23 protein-coding genes are annotated in these 25385 nt (G+C 71.3%); 11 read left to right on the forward strand and 12 right to left on the reverse strand.

Annotated features, from left to right (window positions below; all coding sequences use genetic code 11):
- The first annotated feature begins 87 nt into the window (after window positions 1–87).
- A complete protein-coding gene (locus STRBO_RS0136770; RefSeq protein ID WP_020115667.1) occupies window positions 88–993 on the forward strand; it encodes an alpha/beta hydrolase in 906 nt (301 codons plus the stop codon).
- 78 nt (window positions 994–1071) lie between these two features.
- Entirely contained in the window at window positions 1072–1656 is a 585-nt protein-coding gene (locus STRBO_RS0136775; protein WP_028797057.1) for a TetR/AcrR family transcriptional regulator, read from the forward strand.
- A gap of 233 nt (window positions 1657–1889) precedes the next feature.
- Here STRBO_RS0136775 and STRBO_RS0136780 read toward each other — a convergent pair whose 3' ends face one another.
- From STRBO_RS0136780 to STRBO_RS0136805, 6 genes are all read right to left on the reverse strand, one after another.
- The gene (locus STRBO_RS0136780) at window positions 1890–2459 is read right to left on the reverse strand and encodes an HAD domain-containing protein (RefSeq protein WP_020115668.1); all 570 of its coding nucleotides are present in this window, start codon (window positions 2457–2459) and stop codon (window positions 1890–1892) included.
- Window positions 2459–3283 (reverse strand): tetratricopeptide repeat protein, encoded by an 825-nt coding sequence (locus STRBO_RS0136785; RefSeq protein WP_020115669.1) that lies wholly within the window; start codon window positions 3281–3283, stop codon window positions 2459–2461. The genes STRBO_RS0136780 and STRBO_RS0136785 overlap by 1 nt, the downstream gene beginning before the upstream one ends.
- Window positions 3284–3323: 40 nt before the next feature.
- Entirely contained in the window at window positions 3324–4802 is a 1479-nt protein-coding gene (locus STRBO_RS0136790) for an aldehyde dehydrogenase family protein (protein ID WP_005486115.1), read from the reverse strand.
- Complete coding sequence (locus STRBO_RS0136795) at window positions 4799–6529, reverse strand: N-acyl-D-amino-acid deacylase family protein (protein WP_005486116.1); 1731 nt, start codon at window positions 6527–6529, stop codon at window positions 4799–4801. The genes STRBO_RS0136790 and STRBO_RS0136795 overlap by 4 nt, the downstream gene beginning before the upstream one ends.
- Before the next feature lie 192 nt (window positions 6530–6721).
- Window positions 6722–7849, reverse strand: coding sequence for an LLM class flavin-dependent oxidoreductase (locus tag STRBO_RS0136800; protein WP_078531656.1), 1128 nt, complete (start codon window positions 7847–7849; stop codon window positions 6722–6724).
- A gap of 143 nt (window positions 7850–7992) precedes the next feature.
- Complete coding sequence (locus STRBO_RS0136805) at window positions 7993–8745, reverse strand: SDR family NAD(P)-dependent oxidoreductase (RefSeq protein WP_005486118.1); 753 nt, start codon at window positions 8743–8745, stop codon at window positions 7993–7995.
- Between the two features lie 197 nt (window positions 8746–8942).
- Between STRBO_RS0136805 and STRBO_RS0136810 the strand changes: the two genes are divergently transcribed.
- Together STRBO_RS0136810 and STRBO_RS0136815 are read left to right on the forward strand one after the other, a co-directional pair.
- Window positions 8943–9680: a hypothetical protein gene (locus STRBO_RS0136810; RefSeq protein ID WP_005486119.1), complete on the forward strand. Its 738-nt coding sequence runs from the start codon at window positions 8943–8945 to the stop codon at window positions 9678–9680.
- A 61-nt stretch (window positions 9681–9741) separates the two neighbouring features.
- Entirely contained in the window at window positions 9742–10536 is a 795-nt protein-coding gene (locus STRBO_RS0136815; RefSeq protein WP_005486120.1) for a hypothetical protein, read from the forward strand.
- An 18-nt stretch (window positions 10537–10554) separates the two neighbouring features.
- On the opposite strand, the gene STRBO_RS40795 is transcribed toward STRBO_RS0136815, so the two are convergent.
- Complete coding sequence (locus tag STRBO_RS40795; RefSeq protein WP_005486121.1) at window positions 10555–11319, reverse strand: response regulator transcription factor; 765 nt, start codon at window positions 11317–11319, stop codon at window positions 10555–10557.
- 382 nt (window positions 11320–11701) lie between these two features.
- Here STRBO_RS40795 and STRBO_RS0136825 point away from each other — a divergent pair, with 382 nt between their 5' ends.
- The gene (locus STRBO_RS0136825) at window positions 11702–12442 is read left to right on the forward strand and encodes a hypothetical protein (RefSeq protein WP_020115671.1); all 741 of its coding nucleotides are present in this window, start codon (window positions 11702–11704) and stop codon (window positions 12440–12442) included.
- Between the two features lie 50 nt (window positions 12443–12492).
- Here the strand turns inward: STRBO_RS0136825 and STRBO_RS0136830 are convergent, their stop codons facing one another.
- Window positions 12493–13395: an LLM class F420-dependent oxidoreductase gene (locus STRBO_RS0136830; RefSeq protein ID WP_005486123.1), complete on the reverse strand. Its 903-nt coding sequence runs from the start codon at window positions 13393–13395 to the stop codon at window positions 12493–12495.
- A 53-nt stretch (window positions 13396–13448) separates the two neighbouring features.
- A complete protein-coding gene (locus STRBO_RS0136835) occupies window positions 13449–14723 on the reverse strand; it encodes an amidohydrolase family protein (protein WP_020115673.1) in 1275 nt (424 codons plus the stop codon).
- Between the two features lie 287 nt (window positions 14724–15010).
- Between STRBO_RS0136835 and afsR the strand changes: the two genes are divergently transcribed.
- From afsR to STRBO_RS0136850, 3 genes are all read left to right on the forward strand, one after another.
- Window positions 15011–17950, forward strand: coding sequence for an SARP-family global regulator AfsR (afsR, locus tag STRBO_RS0136840; RefSeq protein ID WP_020115674.1), 2940 nt, complete (start codon window positions 15011–15013; stop codon window positions 17948–17950).
- 206 nt (window positions 17951–18156) lie between these two features.
- Complete coding sequence (gene afsS / locus STRBO_RS0136845) at window positions 18157–18348, forward strand: regulatory protein AfsS (RefSeq protein ID WP_005486127.1); 192 nt, start codon at window positions 18157–18159, stop codon at window positions 18346–18348.
- Window positions 18349–18477: 129 nt separating this feature from the next.
- Window positions 18478–18894, forward strand: coding sequence for a DUF6247 family protein (locus STRBO_RS0136850; protein ID WP_020115675.1), 417 nt, complete (start codon window positions 18478–18480; stop codon window positions 18892–18894).
- 114 nt (window positions 18895–19008) lie between these two features.
- Here the strand turns inward: STRBO_RS0136850 and STRBO_RS0136855 are convergent, their stop codons facing one another.
- Entirely contained in the window at window positions 19009–20673 is a 1665-nt protein-coding gene (locus STRBO_RS0136855) for a fatty acid--CoA ligase family protein (protein ID WP_005486129.1), read from the reverse strand.
- Window positions 20674–20822: 149 nt separating this feature from the next.
- Here STRBO_RS0136855 and STRBO_RS0136860 point away from each other — a divergent pair, with 149 nt between their 5' ends.
- Genes STRBO_RS0136860 through STRBO_RS0136870 form a run of 3 tightly spaced genes read left to right on the forward strand, consistent with a single transcriptional unit; the run spans window position 20823 to window position 23204 of the window.
- Window positions 20823–21971 carry a lipid-transfer protein gene (locus STRBO_RS0136860; RefSeq protein WP_005486130.1) on the forward strand — a complete coding sequence of 383 codons (1149 nt, stop codon included), beginning with the start codon at window positions 20823–20825 and terminating at the stop codon, window positions 21969–21971.
- A gap of 40 nt (window positions 21972–22011) precedes the next feature.
- A complete protein-coding gene (locus tag STRBO_RS0136865) occupies window positions 22012–22428 on the forward strand; it encodes a Zn-ribbon domain-containing OB-fold protein (RefSeq protein ID WP_005486131.1) in 417 nt (138 codons plus the stop codon).
- Window positions 22425–23204 (forward strand): enoyl-CoA hydratase/isomerase family protein, encoded by a 780-nt coding sequence (locus STRBO_RS0136870; RefSeq protein WP_005486132.1) that lies wholly within the window; start codon window positions 22425–22427, stop codon window positions 23202–23204. Before STRBO_RS0136865 ends, STRBO_RS0136870 begins: the two co-directional genes overlap by 4 nt.
- A 258-nt stretch (window positions 23205–23462) precedes the next feature.
- On the opposite strand, the gene STRBO_RS0136875 is transcribed toward STRBO_RS0136870, so the two are convergent.
- Both STRBO_RS0136875 and STRBO_RS0136880 read right to left on the reverse strand, forming a co-directional pair.
- Complete coding sequence (locus STRBO_RS0136875; RefSeq protein WP_005486133.1) at window positions 23463–24689, reverse strand: CU044_5270 family protein; 1227 nt, start codon at window positions 24687–24689, stop codon at window positions 23463–23465.
- The gene (locus tag STRBO_RS0136880; protein WP_005486134.1) at window positions 24686–25360 is read right to left on the reverse strand and encodes an RNA polymerase sigma factor; all 675 of its coding nucleotides are present in this window, start codon (window positions 25358–25360) and stop codon (window positions 24686–24688) included. The genes STRBO_RS0136875 and STRBO_RS0136880 overlap by 4 nt, the downstream gene beginning before the upstream one ends.
- Between the last annotated feature and the right edge of the window lie 25 nt (window positions 25361–25385).

Genomic DNA, 25385 nt, shown 5'->3' on the forward strand with positions numbered 1-25385 from the left:
TCGGTGCTCAGCCGCTTGCGTGACCAATCGCGTTGAGCCGGAGGGCCCCTTCGGCCCCGGAACCCAGAAACAAGCAGGGAGCACACCGTGCCTATCGACGTTCACTTTCGCAGCGGCGGTATCACTGTCGCGGGCCACCTCTACCTTCCGGAGGACTACAAGGAGGGTCAGAAGCGGGCCGCCGTGGTGACAGTGACCCCGGGTAGCGGGATCAAGGAGCAGACTTCCGGTCGCTACGCCCGTGAATTGTGCGACCGGGGTTTCGTTGCCCTGGCCTTCGATCACCGGTCGTATGGCGAGAGTGAAGGCTTTCCGCGCTACGACGAGGACCCGTTCGCGAAGATCGAAGACATCAAGAACGCAGTGAGCTATCTCCGTAACCGCCCGGAGGCGGATCCCGACCGTATCGGCGCTATGGGCATTTGCGGCGGGGGTGGCTATGCGTCCGCCGCGGCAGCCACCGATCGCCGGATCAAGGCCGTCGCCACTGTGAGCGGAGTGGGGGATCAGCGTGGCGCGTTTCACGAGCAGACAGGTTCCGACCACGGTGTTCTGGTCGCCATGCTGGAGGCGTGCGGTGCGGCCAGGCAGGCGTTCTCACGCGGGGACGAACCCACGTACTGGCCCGTCATCCCGGGTCCGGAGGTCGAGAACGCGTTCGCTCCCCTCAAGGAGGCTCCGGACTACTACTACGCCTCAACGCGTGGGGCTCACCCCCGATGGGAGAACAAGGTGCTGGCCTGGTCGCTGGAGAAGCAGCTGACCTTTTCCGCATTGGATGTGGTCAGTCTCATCGCGCCACATCCCCTTCTGCTGATTGTCGGCACCGAATCCACCAGCCGGTCCCACAACGAAGCAACGTACGCGGCCGCCGCGGACCCCAAGGAGCTCTTCCTGATCGACGGGGCCTCTCACCTCGACCTGTACGATCTGGACCAGTACGTCAAGCCGACTGCCGACAAACTGGCAGATTTCTTCACCCAGAATCTGTGACTGGGCTTACTGGGGTGAATCCTGAAGGCGGTTCAATGGGGACCAGGGCAGCGTCACGTCTCTATTACCCTGCAGCTCATGACGTCTGATTCCAGCGCGAGTCGAGCCCGGCTACTCGACGCCGCCGCTTCCGAGTTCAGCGCACATGGCTTGGCCGGTGCCAGGGTCGCTCGCATCGCGAGCAGCGCCAAATTGAACAAGGAGCGCATCTACGCGTATTTCGGTGACAAGGAGGGGCTGTTCGACGCGGTGATGGACCAACGGCACGTCGAGGTGATGGCGGCAGTCCCGCTGGACGCCGACGATCTGCCGGGCTACGTAGGCCGCCTCTTCGACTACATCATCTCCCACCCGGACCTCATGCGGTTGGCCGCCTGGAAGCAGCTTGAACGCCCCCTTGGCCACGGCGGCAAGAATCTCGGCTCCTACGAACACGCCCTCGCCCCGCTCACCGCCGCGCGGGACGAAGGGCGGATCGACACCACCTTCAACCCGGTCGACCTCGCCGTCATCCTGTACGGTCTGGCCAGCGCCTGGCATCACGTCTTCGCTGCGCAACGCGATACCGAGTCGGGGACAACGGACGATATCTGGTCGGCGCAGAGGCTCACCGAGCACCGTGAGGCGCTGATCGAGGTGGTGCGGAGGCTCATGACCAGCTGAACACTCCGCATGCTCTCCGCGCTGCATCGCAGCCACCCGCTGCCGGGTCCGCTGAAGCCTCCGCCACCGCCGTGACCTGCACCGACCCGAACAGAACACTGCCTCTGCCGCCACCGTCTGCGGCAGCGGATCACCGCACTCCCGGCAGTACCGCCGAGCCGTCCCGCCAGCCCTCACACCTCAGATCATCCAGGCGCGCTCACCTCACGGCCAGGGATCAAAAAAACACCTACTCAGCCGGTGGTGCGCGCGAAGGCCGCGAGCGCCGCGAAGTCCGGTTCGCGCAGGCCGAGGCGGGGGTCCACGCGGTGCAGCAGGGCGGAGTTGTGGTGGTGGGCGGCGACGAAGTCCCGGTCGGCGGGGCCGATCTCGTCGTCGACCCAGGCGAACGGGCGCCCGGCCGCGTGCTCGACGAGACGCCGTGTCTTCCAGAAGACCCCGGGGTTCGCGGCGGCCGTCCCGGACGTGCGGGGCGGCACGGCCACGCCCGGCTCGGGCCAGCCCACCACCGGCAGCTCCGGCAGTCCGAGCACGGGCGCGATGTACGTGTTCGCCTCGTCGACCCAGGTCGTCGCCCAGGTCACGTCGAACAGCGGGGCCAGCTCCAGCAGTTGACGGCCGTGGTCGGGGTTGAGCCACACCCGCAGCGGCTTGACGTGGGCCGCGGGCTGTCCCGGGTGCTGGGCGAGCCAGCCGTGCGGCTTCATCCGGTGGGTGGTGTAACCGGCGGGCCGCCGCTCGGGCTTCGCGGCGTACGGGTTCAGCGGCCCGTCCACGTCCAGGTAGAGGAGCGGGCGGGCCATCAGTCCTTCTCTCGGGTCCGGGTGTTCCGCCATCGGGTGAGGAGGCCGCGGGTGGAGAGCGTCGTCGGGTTGTCGGCGCCGAGGGCCCGTTCCATCGCGGCGACGACGTCGGCCATGTCCTCGACCGCGGCGTCGGTGGCGGCTCCGTCGCCGGCGCGGCCCGCCCGGTCGTGGCGCAGGATCGTCAGCGAACTGCGCGTGATCAGCGTCAGGTTGTGGTCGGCCCCCAGCTGCTCGCCGGCCATCGCGACGACCTCGGCGTAGGCCGCCTCCGCCTCGTCGGTGCGGCCGTCCTGGCCGAGCCACTCCGCGCGGCAGTAGAGGGCGGCGAGCGTGTCGGGGTGGCCCGGACCGAGGACGCGGGTGAGGTCGGCCGTCAGTCCGTCGAGTGCGGTGAGGCGGTCGGGCAGGTCCCCCGTCTCGCCGCGCAGTTGAAAGGACAGCAGCCGGGTGGACAGCGTGTCGGGGGCATCCGGCCCCAGGGCACGGGTCATGTCCGGCAGGACGGCGTTCAGCCGGTACACCGCGAGGCCGGGCTGTCCCTGCTGCAGGCAGGCCGCAGCCGACAGTGCGCGGGCGCGCAGTACGTCGGGGTCGTCGCCCCCGAGCCGCCACTGCGCCACGGCCAGTGGGAACGGCAACTCCCGGTTCGCCAGGCGCACCAGGGTGATCACCGCGCCCAGCGTCACCACCAGATGCACCCAGAGCAGCACACCGACCGGTACGAACAGGGCTCCCACGACCGCAGCCGCGAAGCCGCCCAGAGGCCACCGCCACGCCTTCGCCACACGCCGGCCCTGCCGGCCACGCCGCTCACGCTGCATTCGAACATCATTGCCCCGAAAAGGATCTCAGGGGAAGCCCTCACCCCGGCCAGACGATGGCCTGCGTCTCGCTGTACGCGTGCAGCGCGTACGAGCCCACGTCGCGTCCCACCCCGCTCTTCTTGAACCCTCCGAACGGGGCCTCCATGTTGCGGCCCACGGTGTTCACCCCCACGCCTCCCGCTCGGAGACGGCGGGCGACACGGAAGGCGCGGGCCACATCACCGGACCAGACGTAGTCGATGAGGCCGTAGTCGCTGTCGTTGGCGAGGATGACTGCCTCGTCCTCGTCGTCGAAGGGGAGGACGACCACGACCGGGCCGAAGATCTCCTCGCGGACGACGCGCATGTCCGGGGTGCAGTCCGCGAGGACCGTGGGCGCGACGTAGAAACCCCGCTCGTACGGCGGCCGTTCGCCGCCCGCCACCACCCGCGCGCCCTCCTTGCGGCCCAGCTCGACGTACGACTCGACGCGGTCGCGGTGCGCCGCCGAGATGACCGGGCCGACCACCGTGCCCTTCTCGCGCGGGTCGCCCACCGGCAACCGATCCGCGTACGCGGCCAGTTGGGCGACCAGCCGGTCGTAGACGCCGCGCTGCGCGATCACCCGTGTCGGTGCCGTGCAGATCTGCCCGCTGTAGAAGGTGAAGGTGGTCGCGATGCCCGCCACCGCCGACTTCAGGTCCGCGTCGTCGAAGACGACCGCCGCGCCCTTCCCGCCCAGCTCCATCAGCTGGCGCTTCATCCCGCGCCCGCACACCTCCGCGATCCGCTGCCCGACCGCCGTCGACCCGGTGAAGCTCACCATGTCGACGTCCCGGGAGTCCACGGCCGCCGCACCGACGTCCGCGCCGGACCCGCTCACCACGTTCACCACCCCCGGCGGGACACCGGCGGCCTCCAGGGCCTCCGCCATGCGGTAGACGGAGAGCGGGTCCTGCGGGGCCGGTTTCACGACCACCGTGTTGCCCATGGCGAGAGCGGGCGCGATCTTGCCGGCCGGGTTGGCCCAGGGATTGTTGTACGAGGTGACGCAGGTGACCACGCCCACGGGGTGCCGTACGGCGAGGGCGCCCATCACGGCCGCCGCGCCGAAGGGCCCCGCCTCGTTGATCTGGGGGGCGATCGGCTCCTCCACCGACTCGACGCGGGAGTACCGCTGGAACCGGGCCGCCCCCACCCCGACCTGCATGCCCCGTGCCGTCCCGGTCGTCGCGCCGCTCTCGGCCTGGGCGAGTTCGGCGTACGGGACGAGGTGGCGCCGTATGTGGTCCGCCGTACGGGCGAGGATCGCGGCCCGCTCGGCGGCCGGCACCCGCGACCACGGACCGAACGCCTCGCGGGCGGCGGCGGCCGCGGCGTGCACCTGCTCCCGTGAGGCCTCCGGTGCCCACCCGACGACGTCCTCCGTCGCCGGGTCGACGATCTCGTGGTGCCCGCCGTCGGGTTCCACCCAGGAGCCGCCGACGAACAGCCGCTGCCGTTCCGGGAACCGCTGCGACGACCCCGCGGGACTCACTTCGTCCTCACCGTCCGTGTGTCCCGCCCGCTGCGCAGCACCTTCCCGGGCACGGCCCCGGTCACGACGTCGTCGCGGATCGCCTCGACGCCGTTGACCCAGACCGCCCGTACGCCGATCGCCCTGGAGTCGAGGCGCGGACTGTCGCCCGGCAGGTCGTGCACCAGGGTGGCCTTGCCGGCGTCGACGCGCTCCGGGTCGAAGAGGACCAGGTCCGCATGCCAGCCCTTCCGGACCTGCCCCCGTTCCCGCAGGCCGAAGAGGCGCGCCGGATCGTCGGTGAGCATCTTCACCGCCTGTTCGAGGCCGACCAGCTTCCGGCCGCGCAGACAGTCCCCGAGGAACCGGGTGGTGTACGGGGCGCCGCACATGCGGTCCAGATGGGCGCCCGCGTCCGAGCCGCCGAGCAGGACGTCCTCGTGCCGCCAGGTCTCGGAGCGCAGGGCCCAGGAGTCGGGGTCGTTGTCGGTGGGCATGGGCCACAGCACCGTACGGAGGTCGTCGGCGGCGCAGATCTCCACCAGGCACTCGAACGGTTCCTGGCCTCGTTCGGCGGCGATGTCCTTGACGACACGCCCGGTCAGGCCCTCGTTCGCCTCGCTGTAGGTGTCCCCGATGACGTAACGCCCGAAGTTGGCGAGCCGCCGGAAGACGCCCGCCTCCTTGGAGTCCGCGCGCCGCAGCATCTCCGCCCGGACCTCGGGGTCGCGCAGGCGCTCGATCCGCTCGGGCACCGGCAGGCCCAGGATCGGCCCCCATCCCGGGATCAGGTTGAGCGCGCAGAACGTGCCCAGCGACATGTTCATCGGCGTGAGGATCGGCATGGTCAGGGCCACCACCCGGCCGCCGGCCTTCCGGGCCCGCTCGCTCGCCTCCAGCTGCCTCGGCACGCGCTCGGGGACGGACGCGTCGATGGTGAGGACGTTCCAGTTGAGGGGCCGGCCGGCCACCGCGCTCATCTCCACGAAGAGATCGATCTCGTCGTCGCTGAACTGGTCCAGGCATCCGGCGACGATCGCCTCGATCTGGGTGCCCTCGTGTTCGCCCACGGCCCGCGACAGCGCGATCAGTTCGGCGGGCTTCGCGTGCCGGGACGCGACCGGCCGGCCGTCACCGTCGCTGTGCGTCGAGGACTGGGTGGTCGACAGGCCCCAGGCACCGGCCTCCATCGCCTCGTGGAACAGCCGCAGCATCTGGTCCAGTTGCTCGTCGGTCGGCTGTCCGCCGACCGCGTCCGGCCCCATCACGTACCGCCGCAGCGCGCAGTGCCCCACCATGAAGCCCGCGTTGACGGCGATGCGCCCTTCGAGGGCGTCCAGGTACTCCCCGAACCCGTTCCAGTTCCAGGGCGCCCCCTCCTCCAGCGCGACCAGCGACATCCCCTCGACCTTGGACATCATCCGGCGCGTGTAGTCCGCGTCCTCGGGGCGCTCGGGGTTCAGGGGCGCCAGCGTGAACCCGCAGTTGCCGCCCGCCACCGTCGTCACGCCGTGGTTGAGGGAGGGGGTCGCGTACGGGTCCCAGAACAGCTGGGCGTCGTAGTGGGTGTGCGGGTCGACGAAGCCGGGGGCGAGGACGAGCCCGCGGGCGTCCTCCGTGGTGCGCGCCTCCTGCGTCACCTCCCCGACGACGGCGATCCGGCCGTCCCGTATCCCGACGTCGGCGGTGTACGCGGGGGCGCCCGTTCCGTCCACGACGGTCGCGCCTCTGATCACATGGTCGAGCACGGCTAAGCCCCTTCCACACAGGCGACAAGCACGGATACGAAGGCTGTGCTGCCGCGCCCCGAAGGGGCGCGGGGAACTGCGCGAGCAACCACGACGGGCCCGCGGCCGACGGACGAACCGGCCCGCCGCCGACGGACAGACCTCGGCCCGCCGCCGACGGACGAACCGCGGCCCACCGGCGCCGGACGCACCTCAGCCGGCGCTCGCCGCGGAGCGGAACCGCGACGTCCGGTGCACCGGGTCCGTGTCGATCTTCGGGATCACGTGCTCCCCGACCAGCCGGATCGTCTGCAGGGTCGCCTCCTTCGGCACCCCCACCGGCAGCCCGAAGCTGAGCTGGTCCGCCCCGGCCTGCTCCCACCGCTTGCACTGGCGGAACACCTCGTCCGGGTCCCCGCAGATCAACAGCTCCTCCTCGATGAGCAGCTCGATGAACTCCTCGTTGTACTCGGGCAGCGTCTCCGGCCACACGGGGAAGCCGTCGGGCCGGGGGAAGGTGTCGTGGTACCGGAAGACGAGCGACGGCAGGTAGTGCAGCCCGCCGTTCACCGCGATACGGACCGCCTCGTCGTGGGTGGGCGCGCAGATCGCGGTCGTCGTCACCATGACGTTGTCGTTGACGAAGTCACCGATGGGCTCGGCGTCGACGATCGCCGTCTTGTACTTCTCCAGCACCCACTCCATGTCGGAGACCTTCTGCACACTGAAGCCGAGCACGCCGAGCCCCTTGCGCGCGGCCATGGAGTACGAGGGCGGCGACCCGGCGGCGTACCACATCGCGGGGTGCGACTTCCCGTACGGCTTGGGAAGGATCTTGCGCGGCGGCAGGGACCAGTGCTTGCCCTGGAAGCCGACGTACTCGTCCTGGAGCCACATCTTGGGGAACTCGGCGATGGTCTCTTCCCAGATCTCCTTGGTGTGGTTCATGTCGGTCACCCCGGGGATGAACCCGAGGATCTCGTGCGATCCGGCCCCGCGGCCGCTGCCGAACTCGAAGCGTCCCTCGGTGAGATGGTCGAGCATGGTGACCTTCTCGGCGACCTTCACGGGGTGGTTGACCTGGGCGAGCGGGTTGAAGATGCCGGAGCCGAGATGGATCCGGTCGGTGGCGTGCGCGAGGTAGCCGAGGAAGACGTCGTTGGCGGAGAGGTGCGAGTACTCCTCCAGGAAGTGGTGCTCGGACGCCCACGCGTACTTGAAACCGGACCTGTCCGCCTGGATGACGTACTCGGTCTCCTCCATCAGCGCCTTGTGCTCGGCTAGCGGGTCCGTCAAGGCCCGCTTGCCCACGTATCCCTGTACAAAGAGCCCGAATTCCAAGGAGGTTCACCGTCCTCAGCGATACCCGGCGACAGTATCTGACTGAACGTCAGATCTCGGTACGGCCGACTGTTCCACCGGCCCCGTGGAGCGTCAATAGCTGACGTGCCGTCAGATACGCGACCCGTGCCCGCGCCGCCCGGTCACAGGCTCACCCCCGCCAGCCAGCCCCCGTCGATGACGAACGGCTGCCCGGTGATGTAGGAGGAGTCCTCGCAGGAGAGGAAGAGGGCGAGGCGGGCGACCTCGTCGGGGCGGCCGATCCGGCCGAGCGGGATGCGCTTGCGGTAGAGCCTGTCGACGGCCTCGGCGGTCACCTCGTCGCCCGGGTCGGTCATGGCGGTGTCGATGGAGCCGGGGCAGACCGCGTTGACCCGGACGCCCTTGCGGGCCAGCTCCAGCGCGGCGACCCGGGTGAGGCCGACGATCGCGTGCTTGGTCGCGGCGTACGCGCCGACGTACGCCATCCCCGTCAGCCCCGTGTACGAGGCGGTGTTGACGATCGTGCCGCCGCCGGCCGCCTCGATCTCGGGGGCCAGGGTCTTGATGCCGAGGAAGACACCGACCTGGTTGACCTGAACGACCTGCATGAACTCGTCGAGGGGGGTGTCGACGAGGGAGTTGAAGCGCAGGACACCGGCATTGTTGACGAGGCCGTCGACGCGGCCGTACGCACCCTTGGCGGCGGCGACCGCCGTGGACCAGTCGGTCTCGCTGGACACGTCCAGGTGGACATAGAGCGCGCCGATCTCCTTGGCGAGGGCCTCCCCCTGGTCGTCGAGCACGTCGGCGACGACCACCCGCGCACCCTCGGCCCGGAACAGCCGGGCCTCCTGCTCTCCCTGGCCGCGCGCGGCGCCTGTGACGAGGACGACACGTCCGTCGAGCTTGCCCATGTGGACTCCCTTCGCGGTGCGTTGGCCGAGGTCAGGGTACCTCCGTTGCTGACGGATCGTCAGATGTGTGCCGGATGCTTGCGATCGCGATCCCAAGTGACCTGCGGGTAGGGATATTTGACCCTGTCCACCACACGTATCAGAGCCCAATAATCCGTCATCGGAAGGTAAAGCCACCCCCAAGGAGAGAGCCGAACATGGCGAAGAGGCGCTTCAGAAACAAGAAGGTCAGGTACCTGGCGATCGGTGCCTCGCTCGTGACCGGAACGGCTGTCGCGGCCGTACTCCTGCCGTCAGCCAGCGCTGCCGATGAAAAGACGCCCGAGCAGATCGTTACGATGTGCAAGGAGGCCGAAGTACTCAACGGTAAACGGCAGTCGGTATCGGACTTTTCGGGAGAGGTGTTCGACGGTTTCTCGTCCGACAACTGCGATTACGTGGAGACGAAGTTCGAAACCTTCGACGGCCCGACCGAGAAGGCGTCCATCGATTTCCCGAACTGCGAGCCGGATGCCACCGAGACGGCGAAGATATCCGTCACCTGGACGGCCACCGTCGCCCAGGGCAAGGGCAAGTACACGGAGACCAACCAGGGCGGTGGCGGCGGCCTCTTCGGAGTCCTGACCGGATCCTGGCTCGTGCACAAGAGCACTCTGGACATGACCGTGAAGTCGGCCACGGCCAGCGCCACGGAAGCGCATGATGTGCCGGTCGGCAAGGTTCTCCACATGGAGTTCACGCCGAAGATGCAGCGCATGACCGGCGAATGGCGGGCGCGGATCGACGGCAATGAGGCCAGCGTCGGCCAACCCCCCAGGGAAGAGCAGAACTTCGTGGCGCCGGAGGTCGTGGAGGGGCCCGTGGTCCTGCCGGGCGCCGCGGGCGCGCCAGGGGTCGCCGACGGCACCTCCAAGCCGGTCCTGGAGGACTGCTGATCCCGGCAACATCGCAGGAAGACCCCGGTTTTTGACTCACACGCCATCCCCAGGAGGACCCATGACCACCCCCGCGCCGCACCCCAGAAGGCACCGCAGCAAGAAGAAGCGCATCACCCTCGCCCTGGCACCTGTCGCGGCCCTCGCGGTGATCATCCCACTGATGAACGAGGCGGGCGCCGCCACCGCGTCCGAAGTGACCTCCGACTGTTCCTCGGACTCCGACAAACTCGAGAAATGCGAGTTCGTCGACGTCCAGGTCAAGAGGGACAGCCTCGGCCCCAACGAGCGCGTCTCACCCGTGACCCAGAACTGCGGGACGACGACCGGGGCGACCAACACCTTCACTGTCAATGCGACTGTCACCAGGATAGTTCAGCTGCAGGAGGGATTCACCGCGAGCTCCGAAACGAGTCTGGGCGGATCCATCTTGGAGATCGGTCTTAAAATGAACAGCTCCCAGTTCACCGTCACGCGCGACGACACGGCGACCGGCCTCTCGTTCAGCCGCTCCGACACCGTCAAGCCGGACAGCATCGGCTTCTTCATGTGGTCGCACAAACGCACCGACGTGAGCGGGTTCCTGCGGGCCACCTACAAGGAGGAGCAGGATGGCCAGAAAGTGTTCTTCGCACCGAGCGACGGCGGCACGTCGGTCCATGTCTTCTATCCGCAGATCCTGAAGAACGGCACGCCGGACGGCCGACTGTGGCTGCGCAACGTGAAATGCGGAACGCCCGAGGCGAACGGAATCATCAACTCGGGGAACAGCATCCGAGTGGAGCCCGGATTCGGCGAGGCCGGCGACGCCGTGACCGACGTCGAAATCCCGCTCTCCGAAATTCCCGCACCGTGAAGGTGAAGTGACGCGTTCTCAGGTGCGAAGCACGGACGCGGCCGTGATGGCCCCGAGCCACCGCAGCACCGCGTCCGTGCTGCCCCGGGCGTCGAGCTTGGCGTAGATGTTGCTGAGGTTGTTGCGGACGGTCTTCTCGCTCAGCCGCAACCGCAGGCTGATCTCCTGTGCGCCGAGGCCGGTGGAGAGCAGCTCCATGATCTGCCCTTCGCGGGGCGAGAGCAGGGACCGCAGCCGCTCCCTCGCCTCCTCCTCACCCGGTATGCGTCGGACCGCGTCCCGGACGGCGGCGCAGGCGATCGGCGAAAGGTAGGTGTGACCGACCGTGGCGGCCATGACCGCCGAGGAGAGCATGCGGGTGCAGTAGTCGCCCTCGACGAGATAGCCGGCCCCGCCCCGGAACACCTCGACGACCACCTCCGGGTCCTGGCGCGGACTGATGACGATCACCGGGGTGCTCATCGCGCCCATCGCCTTCAGTAACCCCGGAAAGGATGTCGACGGGTCCTCGCAGCGCAGGACCACGACATCCGCCTCGGTCTCCCGGAGGGCGCCATAGGGCGGCGGGATGTGCAGCGCGCTGCCCACGTACTGGTCGTCCGGGGCCGGCCAGTCGTCGTGCGGCCAGTCCTCTTCAGCACAGGCCAGCGCGACCGACAGGCCGTGGGGGGGCTGTGCCGGGACACGGAAGGGCTGTGCCGGCGCGCGGGAGGGCCGTGCCTGAGCAGCTGGAACGGTGGTGCCGACGTGCTGGGAAGTTCGGACGTGCCGGGGCGATCGCACTTCGCATGTCCTTCCGCCGAAGCCATGACTCCCCTACATACGTGACTCCGGCGTCAGTTGTTCGAAGTTTCAAGAACAAAAAGCGAAGCTGTCTGACAGGTTCGCCGCGCCACCCACGGCGACGGCCGAAACCCGCCGGTCCTGAACTCCATTGCGGAGCAACGGAGTTCAGGACCGGAAGAACGCGGGAGTGCGCGGAGGGACGAGCGCGGGGCTCATGCGACGCCCGCGCGGGACGCCTGCGGCGAGCGGTAAGGTCCGGACGTGCGTTGATCTGCCGGGCGGTGGCCGAGTGCCGCCGCAGAGGGTGCGGGCGACCCTGGCGAGTCCCGGGGCCGCCCGGTTCGGCCTACCCGTCGTCCGCCACACCGGAGATCACGCCATGACCGCACAGCGACCCCTCATCTCCTACGACGCGTTCGTGGAGACCGCCGCCGACGACCCCGCCGTCGTCGGCCTCGTCCTCAAGGGCTCCCGGGCCCACGAGGGCATGACGACCGCGCACTCCGACCACGACCTGTACGTGGTCCTCACCAACGGCGCGAGCACGAACCTCACCCGCTTCGCGGGCCACCGCTCCCCGGAGCTCGACCTCGTCCTCCTCTCCCTCGACGAGTTCCGCGCCGCCGGCATGCCCGGCTTCGAGCGGTACGCCCTGGCCCGTGCCCGGGTCGTGCTGGACCGCCTCGACGGAGGCATCGCCCGCATCCTGGCCGACAAGGCACGGCTCGGCGCGGAGGAAGCCTTCCGGGAAGCGGCGGCCTCGCTCGACGCCTACGCCAACTCCCTGTACCGCTCGGTCAAGAACGACCGCGACGGCCAGGCACTGGCGGCCCGCCTCGACGCCGCCGACAGCGTCCGCTACCTGCTGGAGACCCTCTTCGCCCTGGACCGGCGCCCCCGCCCCTACAACAAGTACCTGGTCTGGGAGCTGACCCGCTTCCCGCTCCCCGACTGGGACACCGGCGCGCTCCTCGACGCGGTGCGGCACATCACGGCCACGGGTGACGTCCCCGCACAGCGCCGTCTCTTCGCCCAGGTCGAGCCCCTGGTCCGCCGTGCCGGTCACGGCACGGTGCTGGACGCGTGGGGGAAGGACCTGCGGCTCATGCGGCCGCGATAGCGCCGACGGGGCGGGAGCCGGAAGCCCGGTAGCCGGCCCCGAGCCGGCGTCTACAGCAAGGGCCCCACCTCGGTCCCGAACGCCCCGATCTGGTCCACGAGTTCACTCCGCCCCCGGCTCCGGAACCGCACCTGGATCTGGTCCACCCCCATCGCCCCGTACTCCCGCAAGGACTCCGCCAGCGCCTCCGGGCTGCCGGTCAGGGCGCGGCGGCCGACCTCCCAGCCCGGCTCGCCCACGTACAGCGGCTCGGTGATCGCGCCGACGGTGAGCGGTGCCGTGACACCGGCCTCCTCCCGCAGACGCCGGAGCCGGGCGGTCTGGGCCGGGAGCCGGTCGCGCGGGTCGCCCTGGGGGAGCCAGCCGTCGCCGCGTACGGCAGCCCGGCGGACGGCGGCGGGGGACGAGCCGCCGACCCACACGGGGATGCGGGCCTGGGCGGGGCGGGGGCGCTGGCCCAGGTCCTCGAAGTCGTACAGCTTGCCGTGGTGGGAGGGGAACTCGTCCGGACCGAGGGCGGCGCGCAGGGCGTCCACGCACTCGTCCAGGACCGCCCCCCGGCGTTCGAAGTCCACCCCGAGCGCCTCGAACTCCTCCCGTACGTGCCCGGCGCCCACGCCCAGGATCAGCCGGCCGCCGGAGAGGTGGTCGAGGGTGGCGTACTGCTTGGCCGTCAGGAGCGGGTGGCGCAGGCCGACGACCGCGACGTGACTGAGCAGCCGGACCCGTTCGGTGACGGCGGCCAGGTAGGCGAGCGTGGCGACCGGGTCGTACCAGACCGTGCTCATCGCGGGCGCGAGGCGGCGCGGGACGGCCACGTGGTCGCAGACGGCGACGTACGCGAACCCCGCCCGGTCGGCGGCCCGCGCGATCTCCGCCAGATCCTGCGGCCCGGCGTCCGCCTCCCAGGGCTCGGCGTAGAGGGTGCTCTGGGACTGCACGGGCAGCTGCATCCCGTATGCGAGCCCCACGCCGGACCCGCCCGGCTGCCGCTCCCCGGCCCCGCTCAACTCGCGCTCCCCGGCCCCGCCCACAGCCCCTCCCGCGTCAACCCGAGCAACTCGATCGCGTTCCGCCGCACGATCCGGTCCACCACGTCCGGGTCCAGGTGGCCCATCTGTGCCTCGCCGACCTGCCGCGACTCGGGCCAGGTGGAGTCGGAGTGGGGGTAGTCGGTCTCGTACAGCACGTTCCCCACGCCGATCGCGTCGAGGTTCCTCAGCCCGAACGCGTCGTCGAAGAAGCAGCCGTAGACGTGGTCCGCGAACAGCTCCGACGGCGGACGGTGGACCTTGTCGGCGACCCCGCCCCAGCCCCGGTTCTCCTCCCACACCACGTCCGCGCGCTCCAGGATGTACGGGATCCAGCCGATCTGGCCCTCGGCGTACATGACCTTGAGGTTCGGGAAGCGTTCGAATTTGCCGCTCATCAGCCAGTCGACCATCGAGAAGCAGCAGTTGGCGAAGGTGATCGTGGAGCCGACGGCGGGCGGCGCGTCGGCGGAGGTCGACGGCATCCGGCTCGACGAGCCGATGTGCATGGCCACGACCGTGCCGGTCTCGTCGCAGGCGGCGAGGAAGGGGTCCCAGTCGTCGGTGTGGACGGAGGGCAGACCGAGGTGCGGGGGTATCTCGGAGAAGGCCACGGCACGCACCCCGCGTGCCGCGTTCCTGCGCACCTCCGCCGCCGCCAGCTCCGCGTCCCAGAGCGGGACGAGGGTGAGCGGGATCAGCCGGCCCCGGGCGTCGGGGCCGCACCACTCCTCCACCATCCAGTCGTTGTACGCCCGCACACCGAGCAGCCCCAGCTCGCGGTCGGCCGCCTCGGTGAAGGTCTGGCCGCAAAAGCGCGGGAAGGTCGGGAAGCAGAGGGCCGACTGGACGTGGTTGACGTCCATGTCCGCGAGGCGCTGCGGGACGTCGTACGAGCCGGGGCGCATCTGCTCGTACGTGATGATCTCCAGTTTGATCTCGTCCCTGGCGTAGCCGACGGCGGTGTCGAGACGGGTCAGCGGGCGGTGCAGGTCCTCGTAGACCCACCAGTCGCCGATCGGGCCGTCGTCGCCGGGGGCGCCCATCACCGGCTTGAAACGGCCGCCGAGGAACGTCATCTCCTTCAGCGGCGCGCGGACGATCCGGGGGCCCGTGTCCAGGTACTTCTTCGGGAGCCTGTCCTGCCAGACGTTCGGGGGCTCCACCGTGTGGTCGTCGACGGAGATGATCTTCGGGAAGGGGGTGGTGGCGGTGGCGGGATCCGTGGCGCTCGTCTCCAAGGTGTCCATGTCCGTCACGGTAGCGCCGATCTGACGACCCGTCAGTAATCTGGCCCGCCGCCGTCCCGTCCTCCGCCCCGCGCCCGCCGCCGGACGAGCGCGTGGGCGAGGAGAGCGTGTGTGGGCCTGGTGACATCCCCCGTGGCTCCCTGTGATCGAGCTCTCCCACGGCTGACGGATCCGCCATGGACAAGGCAAACTGGCACGGGTACGGGGAGGCTTGGGCGACGTCGATGGGTGGTGAACCGGGAGTGCCGGAGAGCGGTGTGCCGCGCGTGCCGGAGCAAAGGGTTGCCATGGACGCCTCGATTCCGGAACCGGTCCCCCAGCCGTCGGACGAGCTGCGCTTCGCCGTGCTCGGACCCGTGCGCGCCTGGCGCGGCACCGAACCCCTCGCCACCGGTTCGCCCCAGCAACGCGCTCTGCTGGCCGCGCTGTTGCTGCGCGAGGGCCGCACGGCCACCGCGCACGAGCTGATCGACGCGCTGTGGGGCGACGACCCGCCCTCGCAGGCGCTGGCCGCGGTGCGGACGTACGCCTCGCGCCTGCGCAAGGTGCTGCCGGGTGTGCTGGTCAGCGAGTCCGGCGGTTACGCGGTCCGCGCGCTGTCCGGCGGCGCGCTGGACCTGGCCGTGGCCCAGGATCTGGCCGCCGACGCCGAGAAGGCCAAGGCCGCCGGGGATCTGTGCCAGGCCCGCGAGCTGCTGAACAGGGCGCTGGGGCTGTGGGACGGGGAGGTCCTGGCGAGTGTGCCGGGTCCGTACGCGGAGACCCAGCGGGCCCGCCTGGAGGAGTGGCGTCTCCAACTCGTCGAGACCCGACTCGACATGGACCTGGAGCAGGGCTGCCACGCGGAGGCGGTCTCCGAGCTGACCGCCCTCACCGCCGCGCACCCTTTGCGGGAGCGACTGCGTGAACTGCTGATGCTGGCGCTGTACCGCAGCGGCCGGCAGGCGGAGGCCCTCGCGGTGTACGCCGACACCCGCCGCCTCCTCGCCGACGAACTGGGCGTGGACCCGCGTCCGGGTCTGCGGGAGTTGCAGCAGCGCATCCTCCAGGCGGACCCGGGCCTCGCGGAGCCCTCCGCCCCCCTCGCGCCGGAGACCACCGCGACCCCGGTCCGGCCCGCCCAACTGCCCGCGACCGTCCCGGATTTCACCGGACGCGCCGCCTTCGTGAACGACCTGAGCGAGGTACTGGCCGAGGCGTCCGGCGCCGAGGGACAGGTGATGTCGGTGTCCGCGCTGGCGGGTATCGGCGGCGTCGGCAAGACCACTCTCGCGGTGCACGTGGCCCACCAGGCCCGGCCCGCCTTCCCCGACGGCCAGCTGTACGTCGACCTCCAGGGCGCCGGCTCCCGTCCCGCCGAGCCGGAGGCGGTCCTCGGCTCGTTCCTGCGGGCGCTCGGCACGGCCGAGTCCGCGATCCCGGACTCCCTGGAGGAGCGGGCCGCGCTGTACCGGTCGGTGCTGGACGGCCGCCGGGTCCTGGTCCTGCTCGACAACGCGCGGGACGCCGCCCAGGTACGGCCGCTGCTGCCCGGCACGGCGGGCTGCGCGGCCCTGGTCACCGCCCGGGTGCGGATGGTGGACCTGGCCGGCGCCCACCTCGTCGACCTCGACGTGATGTCGCCCGACGAGGCCCTGCAACTCTTCACGAAGATCGTCGGCGAGGAGCGCGTCGCGGCGGAGCGCAAGGCCGCACTCGACGTCGTCGCGGCCTGCGGATTCCTGCCGCTCGCCATCCGCATCGCCGCGTCCCGCCTGGCGGCACGCAGGACGTGGACGGTGTCCGTCCTCGCCGCGAAACTCGCCGACGAGCGGCGCCGGCTGGACGAGCTGCAGGCCGGGGACCTGGCCGTGAAGGCCACCTTCGAGCTGGGCTACGGCCAGCTGGAGCCCGCCCAGGCCCGTGCCTTCCGCCTGCTCGGCCTCGCCGACGGCCCGGACATCTCCCTGGCCGCCGCGGCCGCCGTACTGGACCTGCCGCCGGAGGACACCGAGGACCTCCTGGAGAATCTGGTCGACACGTCCCTGTTGGAGTCCGCGGCGCCGGGACGCTACCGCTTCCACGATCTCGTCCGGCTCTACGCGCGTGCATGCGCCGAACGCGACGAACAGCCGCCGAGCGAGCGGAGCGCGGCGATGTCACGGCTGCTGGACTTCTATCTGGCGACGGCGACGCGGGTGTACGCGATCGAGCGGCCGGGGGACCGGACGGTCGCGCATCTGGAGCAAAGCCGGTACGCCGGCCGAGAGTTCGCCTCCGCGTCGGACGCGCTGGACTGGCTGCACGCGGAGGCGGAGCCACTGCTCGCCTGCGTGCAGCAGTCGCTCGGAGCGTCCACCTTGCGGCGGGCCGTCGACCTGCTGCTGGCCACCATCGATCTGGCGGAGTCCGGGGCCGGTTCCCGCCGCTACGAGACGACCGCGCTCGCCGCACGTGACGCGGCCGCGGCCCTCGGGGACGCGCGCGCCGAGACCCGGGCACGCATCACGCTGGCCCAGGTCCTCAGCCAGGCGGGGCGTTTCGAGGAGGCGGAGCAGGAGGCGCGGCGCGCCGATCTCGTCAACGGGACGGCCGACGACCCCTGGACGAGCGGCACCGCCCCCAACCAGCTGGGCATCATCGCCAACTGCACCGCCCGCTTCCCGGACGCCGAGGTCTTCCTGCTCAGGGCCATCGAGGCGTTCCAGGCGGACGACAACAAGCCCGGCGAGGCCAGCGCGGTGTGCAATCTGTCCCGCTCGCTCGCCTCGATGGGCCGTACCGCCAGGGCGGTCGAGCTCGCGCAGCGGGGCGTGGAGATCTACGACGAGCTGGGTCTGTCCGTACGCCTCGCCAACGCCCGCTATGCCTCGGGAACCGTGCTCACGCAGGCGGGCCGGCTCCCGGAGGCCCTGGAGCAGCTCGACGCGGCGCTGCGGATCTTCGCCGAGAACCGTCAGCGGCTCTGGGAGGGCACGACCCATTTCCGGGTGGCCCAGGCCCACCTGGCGGCCCGTCGTCCCGCCCAGGCCGCCCGGCACGCCGAACAGGCGCTGGCGATCGGCTGCATCGGCGGCGACTGGATGCGGGCCAACGCCCTGACCCTGCTGGGCAGGGCCCTGATGGCCCTCGGCCAGTCGGACCGGGCCCGCGCGTGCTGGCGTGAGGCGCTCTCGATGTACGAGCAGTCCGGCTCGGCCGAGGCGGCGGAGGTACGCGGCCTGCTCCATCCGCTGGCGGCGGCGTGACAGCTCTGGGGCAGGACGTTCATCGAACGTTTATGAGTGGCTGACAGTCTCAGTGCATCGATCCGTCGCGTCGGGGGGCAGGCGGATCCGCGGGGCCTCATGACTGACCTGAGGCCGCTCGAAACGCCCGTTCGGCGACCTCCGGGGGAGTTGCCGAACGGGCGCTTTCGCCGAGAAACATCGTTCACTCACGGGGAGTTCCAGTCATGAGCGAGAAGAAGAAGCAGGACCCGAAGTTCACCACGCTGGACCAGCACACGCCCGCCCCGCCCAGCAAGGACGGGACGATCACGACGATGGACCAGCACACTCCGGCCCCGCCGAGCGAGGACCCGGAGATCACCACCATGGACCAGCACACCCCGGCCCCGCCGGCCCTGGACCTGGGCGGCAACTAGACCTACTCCTGACGGGGATCGGCCGCGGTGGCGCGGAGGGGGAGCCACCGCGGCCGAGGTGTGTCCGGAGGCGGTCCGGCCCGACGGCGGTGTGCCGGGCCGGACCGGCCGATCGAGGAAGGGACCAGGATGATCGCAGAGCGTGCCGGATCCGGTGCCTGCGTCGCCGCGCGGCCGGAGAGGACGCCGGGCGCACTGCGTGCGGCCCTGGAGCGGGTGGCGCCGCACCGCCTCGGCGAGATGGAACGGCAGAAGGACGAGGCCATCACCCTGGCGGCCCGCACGGGCAGCCTCGGCCCGATCACCCGCTTCCTCGAAACCTGGGCCGTGACCGTCGAGATCGCCAGGATCCCCGCCACCGCCGCCCGGCTGCGCACCGCCGAACACGCCGCCCGCACCGTCGGCCACGACGACCCGGCCTGGCGCGAGGCGATGGACGAGATCCGCGACCTCCACGCGGAGGCCCTGGAGTCACTCGACCGGGGTCCGCTTTCCCGGGATTCACTTGCCCGGGATTCGTTCGAGCGGGTGGCGGCCGACCGGTAGCACGCCGGGCGGTGGCGGCCGACCGGTAGCAGGCCGAGCGGTGGCGGCCGACCGGTAGCACGCCGGGCGGCAGCAGGCCGGGCGGGCGGCACTCCCCGCCCGCCCTCACCGCCCTCACCGCCCCCGCAACTCCCCCTTCACCACCTTCCCGCTCGCGTTCCGCGGCAGCTCCCCCACGAACTCCACGCTCCTCGGCACCTTGTAGTTGGCCATCTCGCGACGGGACCAGGCGATGAGGTCGTCGGCGGTGACGTGGGAGCCGGGGCGGCGTACGACGTAGGCCCTGCCGACCTCGCCCAGGCGGGTGTCCGGAACGCCGATGACCGCCACGTCGGCCACGTCCGGGTGAAGGCCGAGGAGTTGCTCGATCTCCGCCGGGTACGCGTTGAAGCCGCCGACGATGAACATGTCCTTGATGCGGTCGGTGATCCGCAGATTGCCGGCGTCGTCGAGGACGCCGACGTCACCGGTGCGGAGCCAGCCGTCGGCCGTGACCGCGCGGGCGGTCTCGGCGGGGTCCTCGAAGTAGCCCCGCATGACGTTGAAGCCGCGGACGAGGACCTCTCCCGGGGACCCGGGCGGCAGGGGGGACCCCAGCGGGTCGACGACCCGCACCTCCGTCCCCGGTATCGCCCGCCCGGACGTCGACGCGATCACCGACGGCTCGTCGCCGCGCCGGCACATCGTGACGATGCCGGAGGCCTCGGACAGGCCGTACGCCGTCAGGACGGTGTCCACCCGCAGCTCCGCCCGCAGCCGTTCGACCAGGCGCAGCGGCACCACCGCCGCGCCCGTCACCACCAGGCGCAGGGCGCTGAGGTCGTAGTCGCCGCGGGCGGGGTGGTCCAGGAGGGACTGGTGGAGGGTGGGCGGGCCGGGGAGGACGGAGACCCGCTCCGCCGCCACGTTGGCCATCGCCGTCTCCACGTTGAACACGGGCTGCGGGATCATCGTCGCGCCCCGCATCAGGCAGGCGATCACACCGGCCTTGTAGCCGAAGGTGTGGAAGAACGGGTTCACGATGAGATAGCGGTCGCCCCGCCGGAGACCGGCCAGGTCGCTCCACACCTCGTACCCCCGCAGGGTCTGCGCGTGCGTGATCACCGCGCCCTTCGGACGGCCGGTCGTCCCCGAGGTGAAGATGATGTCCGAGGGCGAGTCCCCGCTCAGTCCGGCCGACCTCGCCCGCACCACCCCCTCCCCCACCGCGTCACCGCTCGCGAGGAAGTCCTTCCAGGTGCGGAAGTCGGCGGGCGCGTCGTCCGACAGCACCACCACCTGTTCCAGGTGCGGCAGTCCGGGCAGCGGTCCCGGCCGCTCGCACACGCTCCCGGCGCCCCGCGCCCGCAACCGCCCGCCGTCCGCGCCCGCGGCCCGCCGCAGCGAGGCCACGTACGACGTCCCGAGGAACGTCCCGGTGATGAACAGCAGCTTCGCCCGGCTGCGCGCCAGCACGTCCGCCGCCTCGCCGCCCTTGAAGCGGGTGTTCAGCGGGACCAGCACCGCGCCCGCCGAGACCGCGCCGAGCGCGGAGACGATCCAGTCGAGGGAGTTGGGCGCCCAGAGGGCGACCCGGTCGCCGGCCCGGACCCCGTTCGCGACGCACGCGGCCGCCGCGCGCTCCACCCGCGCGCCCAGCTCCGCGTACGACACCCGCGTACGCCCGTCGACGACGGCCTCGACCCCGCCGAACCGCCGGGCCGCCGAGCGGACCAGCTCCGGGACCGTCTCCCACGCCCCCCGCTCCGAGTCTCCGTGCCCCTCCACGTCACCGATCACCGCAGGCCTCCGTACCGAGAACCGATGTCCACGTGCTGCCCGAGCATGAGCTGACTACCCGTCAGATTAGCTGTACCCTGACGGACTGTCAGCAGCCGGTCGGGGCTGGACCACCCCCTGACCATGCCCCTGTGCGGAGGTGTGCGCCCATGGCCGTGCTCAAGGACGCGACAGCGATCGTCGGCATCGGCCAGACCCCCTTCGCCAAACAACTTCCCGAAACCGAACGGGCGTTGGCGTGCCGGGCGATCCTCGCCGCCCTCGACGACGCGGGGATCGCCCCGGACGAGGTCGACGCGCTCGCCTCGTACACCATGGAGGAGACGGACGAGGTCGAGGTCGCCAAGGCACTCGGCCTCGGCGACCTCACCTTCTTCAGCAAGGTCGGCTACGGCGGCGGCGGTTCGTGCGCCACGGTCGCGCATCTGGCCGCCGCGATCGCGACCGGGCAGGCCACGGTCGGCGTCGCCTGGCGGTCCCGCAAGCGCGGCTCGGGCCCCCGCCCGTGGAAGAACACCACGGTCCAGCTCCCCACCCCGGCCCAGTGGACCCGCCCCTACGGCCTGCTCCGCCCCGCCGACGAGATAGCCATGCTCGCCCGCCGCCACATGCACGAGTACGGCACGACCCGCGACCACCTCTTCAACGTCGCCCTGGCCTGCCGCAACCGGGCGAACCAGAACCCGGCCGCGATCATGTACGAGCGCCCCCTGACGCGCGAGATGTACATGAACTCCCGCTGGATCAGCGAGCCCCTGTGCCTCTTCGACAACTGCCTGGAGACCGACGGGGCGCTGGCGTGCGTCGTGGTCTCCGCCGAGCGCGCCCGCGACTGCCGCCGGACCCCGGTGTACGTCCACTCCGCCGCGCAGGGCCTGCCCGCCCAGCACCACGGCATGGTCAACTACTGGAACGACGACCCCCTGACCGGCCCCGCCTGGACCGCCGCCCGGCACCTGTGGAAACACGCGGACATCACCCCGGACGACATCGACGTGGCCCAGATCTACGACGCGTTCACGGCGCTGATCCCCCTCTCCCTGGAGGGCTACGGCTTCTGCGGCCGGGGCGAGGGCGGCCCGTTCACCGAGGGCGGCGCCCTGGAGAGCGGCGGCCGGCTGCCCCTCAACACCTCCGGGGGCGGCCTCAGCGAGGCGTACGTCCACGGGTTCAACCTGATCACCGAGGGCGTGCGGCAACTGCGCGGCACGAGCACCGCCCAGGTGCCGGGGGCGGCCACCTGCCTGGTCACGGCGGGCGAGGGCGTCCCGACATCGGCCCTGCTACTGAGGAGTTGAGGGAGTTGCGCGAGTCGAAGGAGCTGAGGGAGTTGGGGACATGCTGACCCCCGCCGTGGACGACGACGGCGCCCCCTTCTGGGAGTACGCCGCCCAGGGCGAACTGCGCGTCCAGGCCTGCGCCGACTGCGGCGAACTCCGCTTCCCGCCCCGCCCCTGCTGCCCGCACTGCCGCTCCTTCGCGACCGAGTGGCGCCGGGTCGCGGGCCGGGGCCGGATCTGGTCGTACGTTCTGCCCCACCCGCCCCTCCTGCCCGACTACGCCGAGCAGGCCCCGTACAACGTCGTCCTCGTCGAACTCACCGACGCCCCCCGCATCCGCCTCGTCGGCAACCTGGTGACCGCGCCCGGCGCCCGCCTCGACTCCGTCCCCGTCGACCGCCTGCGGATCGGCGCCCGGGTCCAGGTGGTCTTCACCGACGCCGGCCTGCCCCAGTGGGTACTGGAGCGACCGTGACCCTGCGCACGACGACGGACAAGGACACGGGCGTGATGCTCGCGACCCTGGACCGCCCGGAGAGACTGAACGCGATCGACCTCCCGACGGCCGAGCAACTGACTGCCCTGTGGCGGGAGTTGCGCTACGACGACACCGTACGGGCCGTCGTCCTGACCGGCACCGGCGACCGCGCCTTCTGCACGGGCCTCGACCGGGACGCCGCGACGGCCGTCCCCCAGCCGAACTCCCCCTACACGATCGAGGACCCCCTCCTCAGGATCGGCCCGAAATCCAACGATCTCTGGAAGCCGGTGATCGCGGCCGTGAACGGCATGGCCTGCGGCGGCGCCTTCTACCTCCTCGGCGAGGCGGACTTCCTCGTCGCGGACCCCTCGGCCACCTTCTTCGACCCCCACACCACCTACGGCATGGTCAGCGCCTTCGAGTCGGTCCTCATGTCCCAGCGCATGCCGTACGGGGAGGCCACCCGCATGGCCCTGATGGGCACCGCCGAGCGGATGTCGGCGCACCGGGCCTACGAGACGGGACTCGTGTCGGAGGTGACGGACCCGGGCGCCTGCGTCACCGCGGCTCTGCGCTGCGCCGGGGTGATCGCCGGGTACCCGCCGGAGGCGGTCCAGGGAACGGTCCGCGCCTGCTGGTCGTCCCGGGAGGCGGCAAGGGCGCACGCGCTCGCGTACGCCCCGCACCTGATCTCGCTGGGCAACCAACCGAGCGCCCGGCAGGGGGAGTTGTTCGCCGGGCGGCGGCAGGGCGGGTTCCGGACGCGATGACCCTTCGGGGTCAGGACCGGAGGCGATTCCCCGTCCGCCGCCCTCTCCACTCGCTCCGGCGCCGACCCGGGCACAGGCCGTTCCCGGACGTTTCGGCGGGTCAACCGCCGCCCCCGTCTCCGGGCCGGCGCCTCGACGCAATAATGCGTCAGCGCGCACACCGGCAACGGCACGGCGTTCGTCTGTGCTCCTGCTGTCACTGGGTTCTGTGGTGCTGGGGGTGCTGGGGGTGCTGGGTGCGCTGGACCGCCGGCCGGCTCAGCGCCGGGCGTTCGCCGGCACCTTGATCTGGTTCTCGCCCCAGCCCATCCGGGTCGTCGCCGTGTAGTTCACCGTCGTGCCCGCGTCGAGACCCGCCGCGCGGGCCCTGGCCGACGGTTCGACCAGTACGAGCTGCTCGGCGAGCAGTTCGCCGGTGGCCGGGTCCACGACCACCCGCTGCTCCACGCTCCCGAGCGGGGTTGCGTGCGTGCCCGGGAAGGCGATGCCGACGCCCTCGCGCCCCAGCGGATCGGTCACCTGCCCCAGCCCCCGGACGCCGGGCTGTCCGGCCATCACCCGGTACGCGGCGGCCCGGACGGCGGGCTTCACCGGCATCGTGATCAGGTCGGCCGCCTGGCGCAGGACGTAGGCCGTACGGTCGCTGATCTCGGCACCGCTGTCCTGCCGGTGTCGGCGCTCCAGCTCGCGCCGCAACTCGGCGGGGTCGGAGGGGAGTTCGAGCAGATCCTGGTAGGAGGCGTTCCGCGGGCCGAGGGCGTAGATCTTGTCGTCGGCGTCCGTGCGCATGACCGTCGGCGGCCGGGTGCCCATCGTGTACCCGAGCGTGCCGCCCGCCTCGTTGCCCGTGACCTCCGCCTGCATCGTCCCGGGTGAGCCGGCGGCCCGCCAGCGTGCCGCGTCCGCCTTGGTCCGGGGGGCGATCTCGGCGTCCAGACCGGAGACCATCAGGCTTCGGGTCCCCGGGCGCACCCCGACCGACCACTCGGAGGTCGCCGAGTCGCGCACGGCGAAGAGCGGGCCCTCGCCTCCCGCCGCGCCGACGACGTTCACGTCCTGCGAGCGCGTGGTGGTCTGCCAGTACGTTCCCTCGCCGCCCGCCACCCCGACCTTCTTGGCCGCGCTGAGCAGTTCGAGGCGGCCGTCCGGCGCGGACGCGTCCGGCCCCGAGGCGGAGGAGGAGTGCGGGGGCGCGCCCGGACCGACGCCCAGGGGATCCCGGTCCAGGGAACTCACGACCACCGCGGACGCCGCGACGGCCGCGAGGGCGGCCACGGTCCCGAACGGCCGGATGCCGCCCCGCAGTCGCTCCGGGACACGGAAGCGTGCCGCGCGGCCGTCCGTCGACCGGGCGAGGATGCGGGCCAGGTCCGCGTGCTGCCGCGGGGAGTCCGCGAGCCTCGCCGGGTCCAGTTCCTCGGGGCGCGCGTCCGCGAGCACCTGCATGACGTCGGTCCGCCCGGACCGTCCGTGGGTGTTCTTCACGTGAGTGCTCCTCTGCGATCGGTGCGGCGCGGGGCGTGGGGTGTGTGGGGTGTGTGGGGTGTGTGAGTTGCTTGGGGCGCCTGGGGCATAGGGGATGCCCGGGGTGCGCGGGGTGCGGAGTCCGCGTTGCGCGCGGGGGCCGGTGGCGTGTCCCGTACGGGTGTCGTGTCCGCGAGGTGCGCCGGCTCCAGGGCCTTCTCCAGGCGGCGGCGGGCCCGGTGCAGCCGGACGGTCAGCGTCGCGGTGGTGCAGCCCAGGACCCGGGCGGCCTGTCTGGCGCTCAGCCCGTGCCAGGCGATGAGGGTGAGCAGTTCCCGGTCGGCGTCGGACAGGCTCGCCAGGGCCTGCAGCGCGGCTTCCCGCTCGGTCACGTCCGCCGCGACGTCGCCGACGCCGGGGCGGGCGCCGCTGCTGATGTGCTGGGCCTCCGCGGCGGCGAGTGCGTACTGATGGGCGTCCCGGCGGCGCAGTTCACGCACCAGGTTGCGGGCGACCCCCAGGAGCCAGGGCAGCGCGGGGCGCGGGATGTCCCGCACCCGCCGCCAGGCCACGGTGAAGGTCTCGCTGGTGATGTCCTCCCCCACCTGGCGTCCCACCAGGCTCGTGGCGTAGGCGAGGACGCGCGGATAGCACTCCTCGTAGATGTCCCTGAAGCGTTGCGCATGCGTCACGCGCCGTCCCCTCATATCGGCTGTC

The organism is Streptomyces bottropensis ATCC 25435 (assembly GCF_000383595.1).
Lineage (GTDB): Bacteria > Actinomycetota > Actinomycetes > Streptomycetales > Streptomycetaceae > Streptomyces > Streptomyces bottropensis.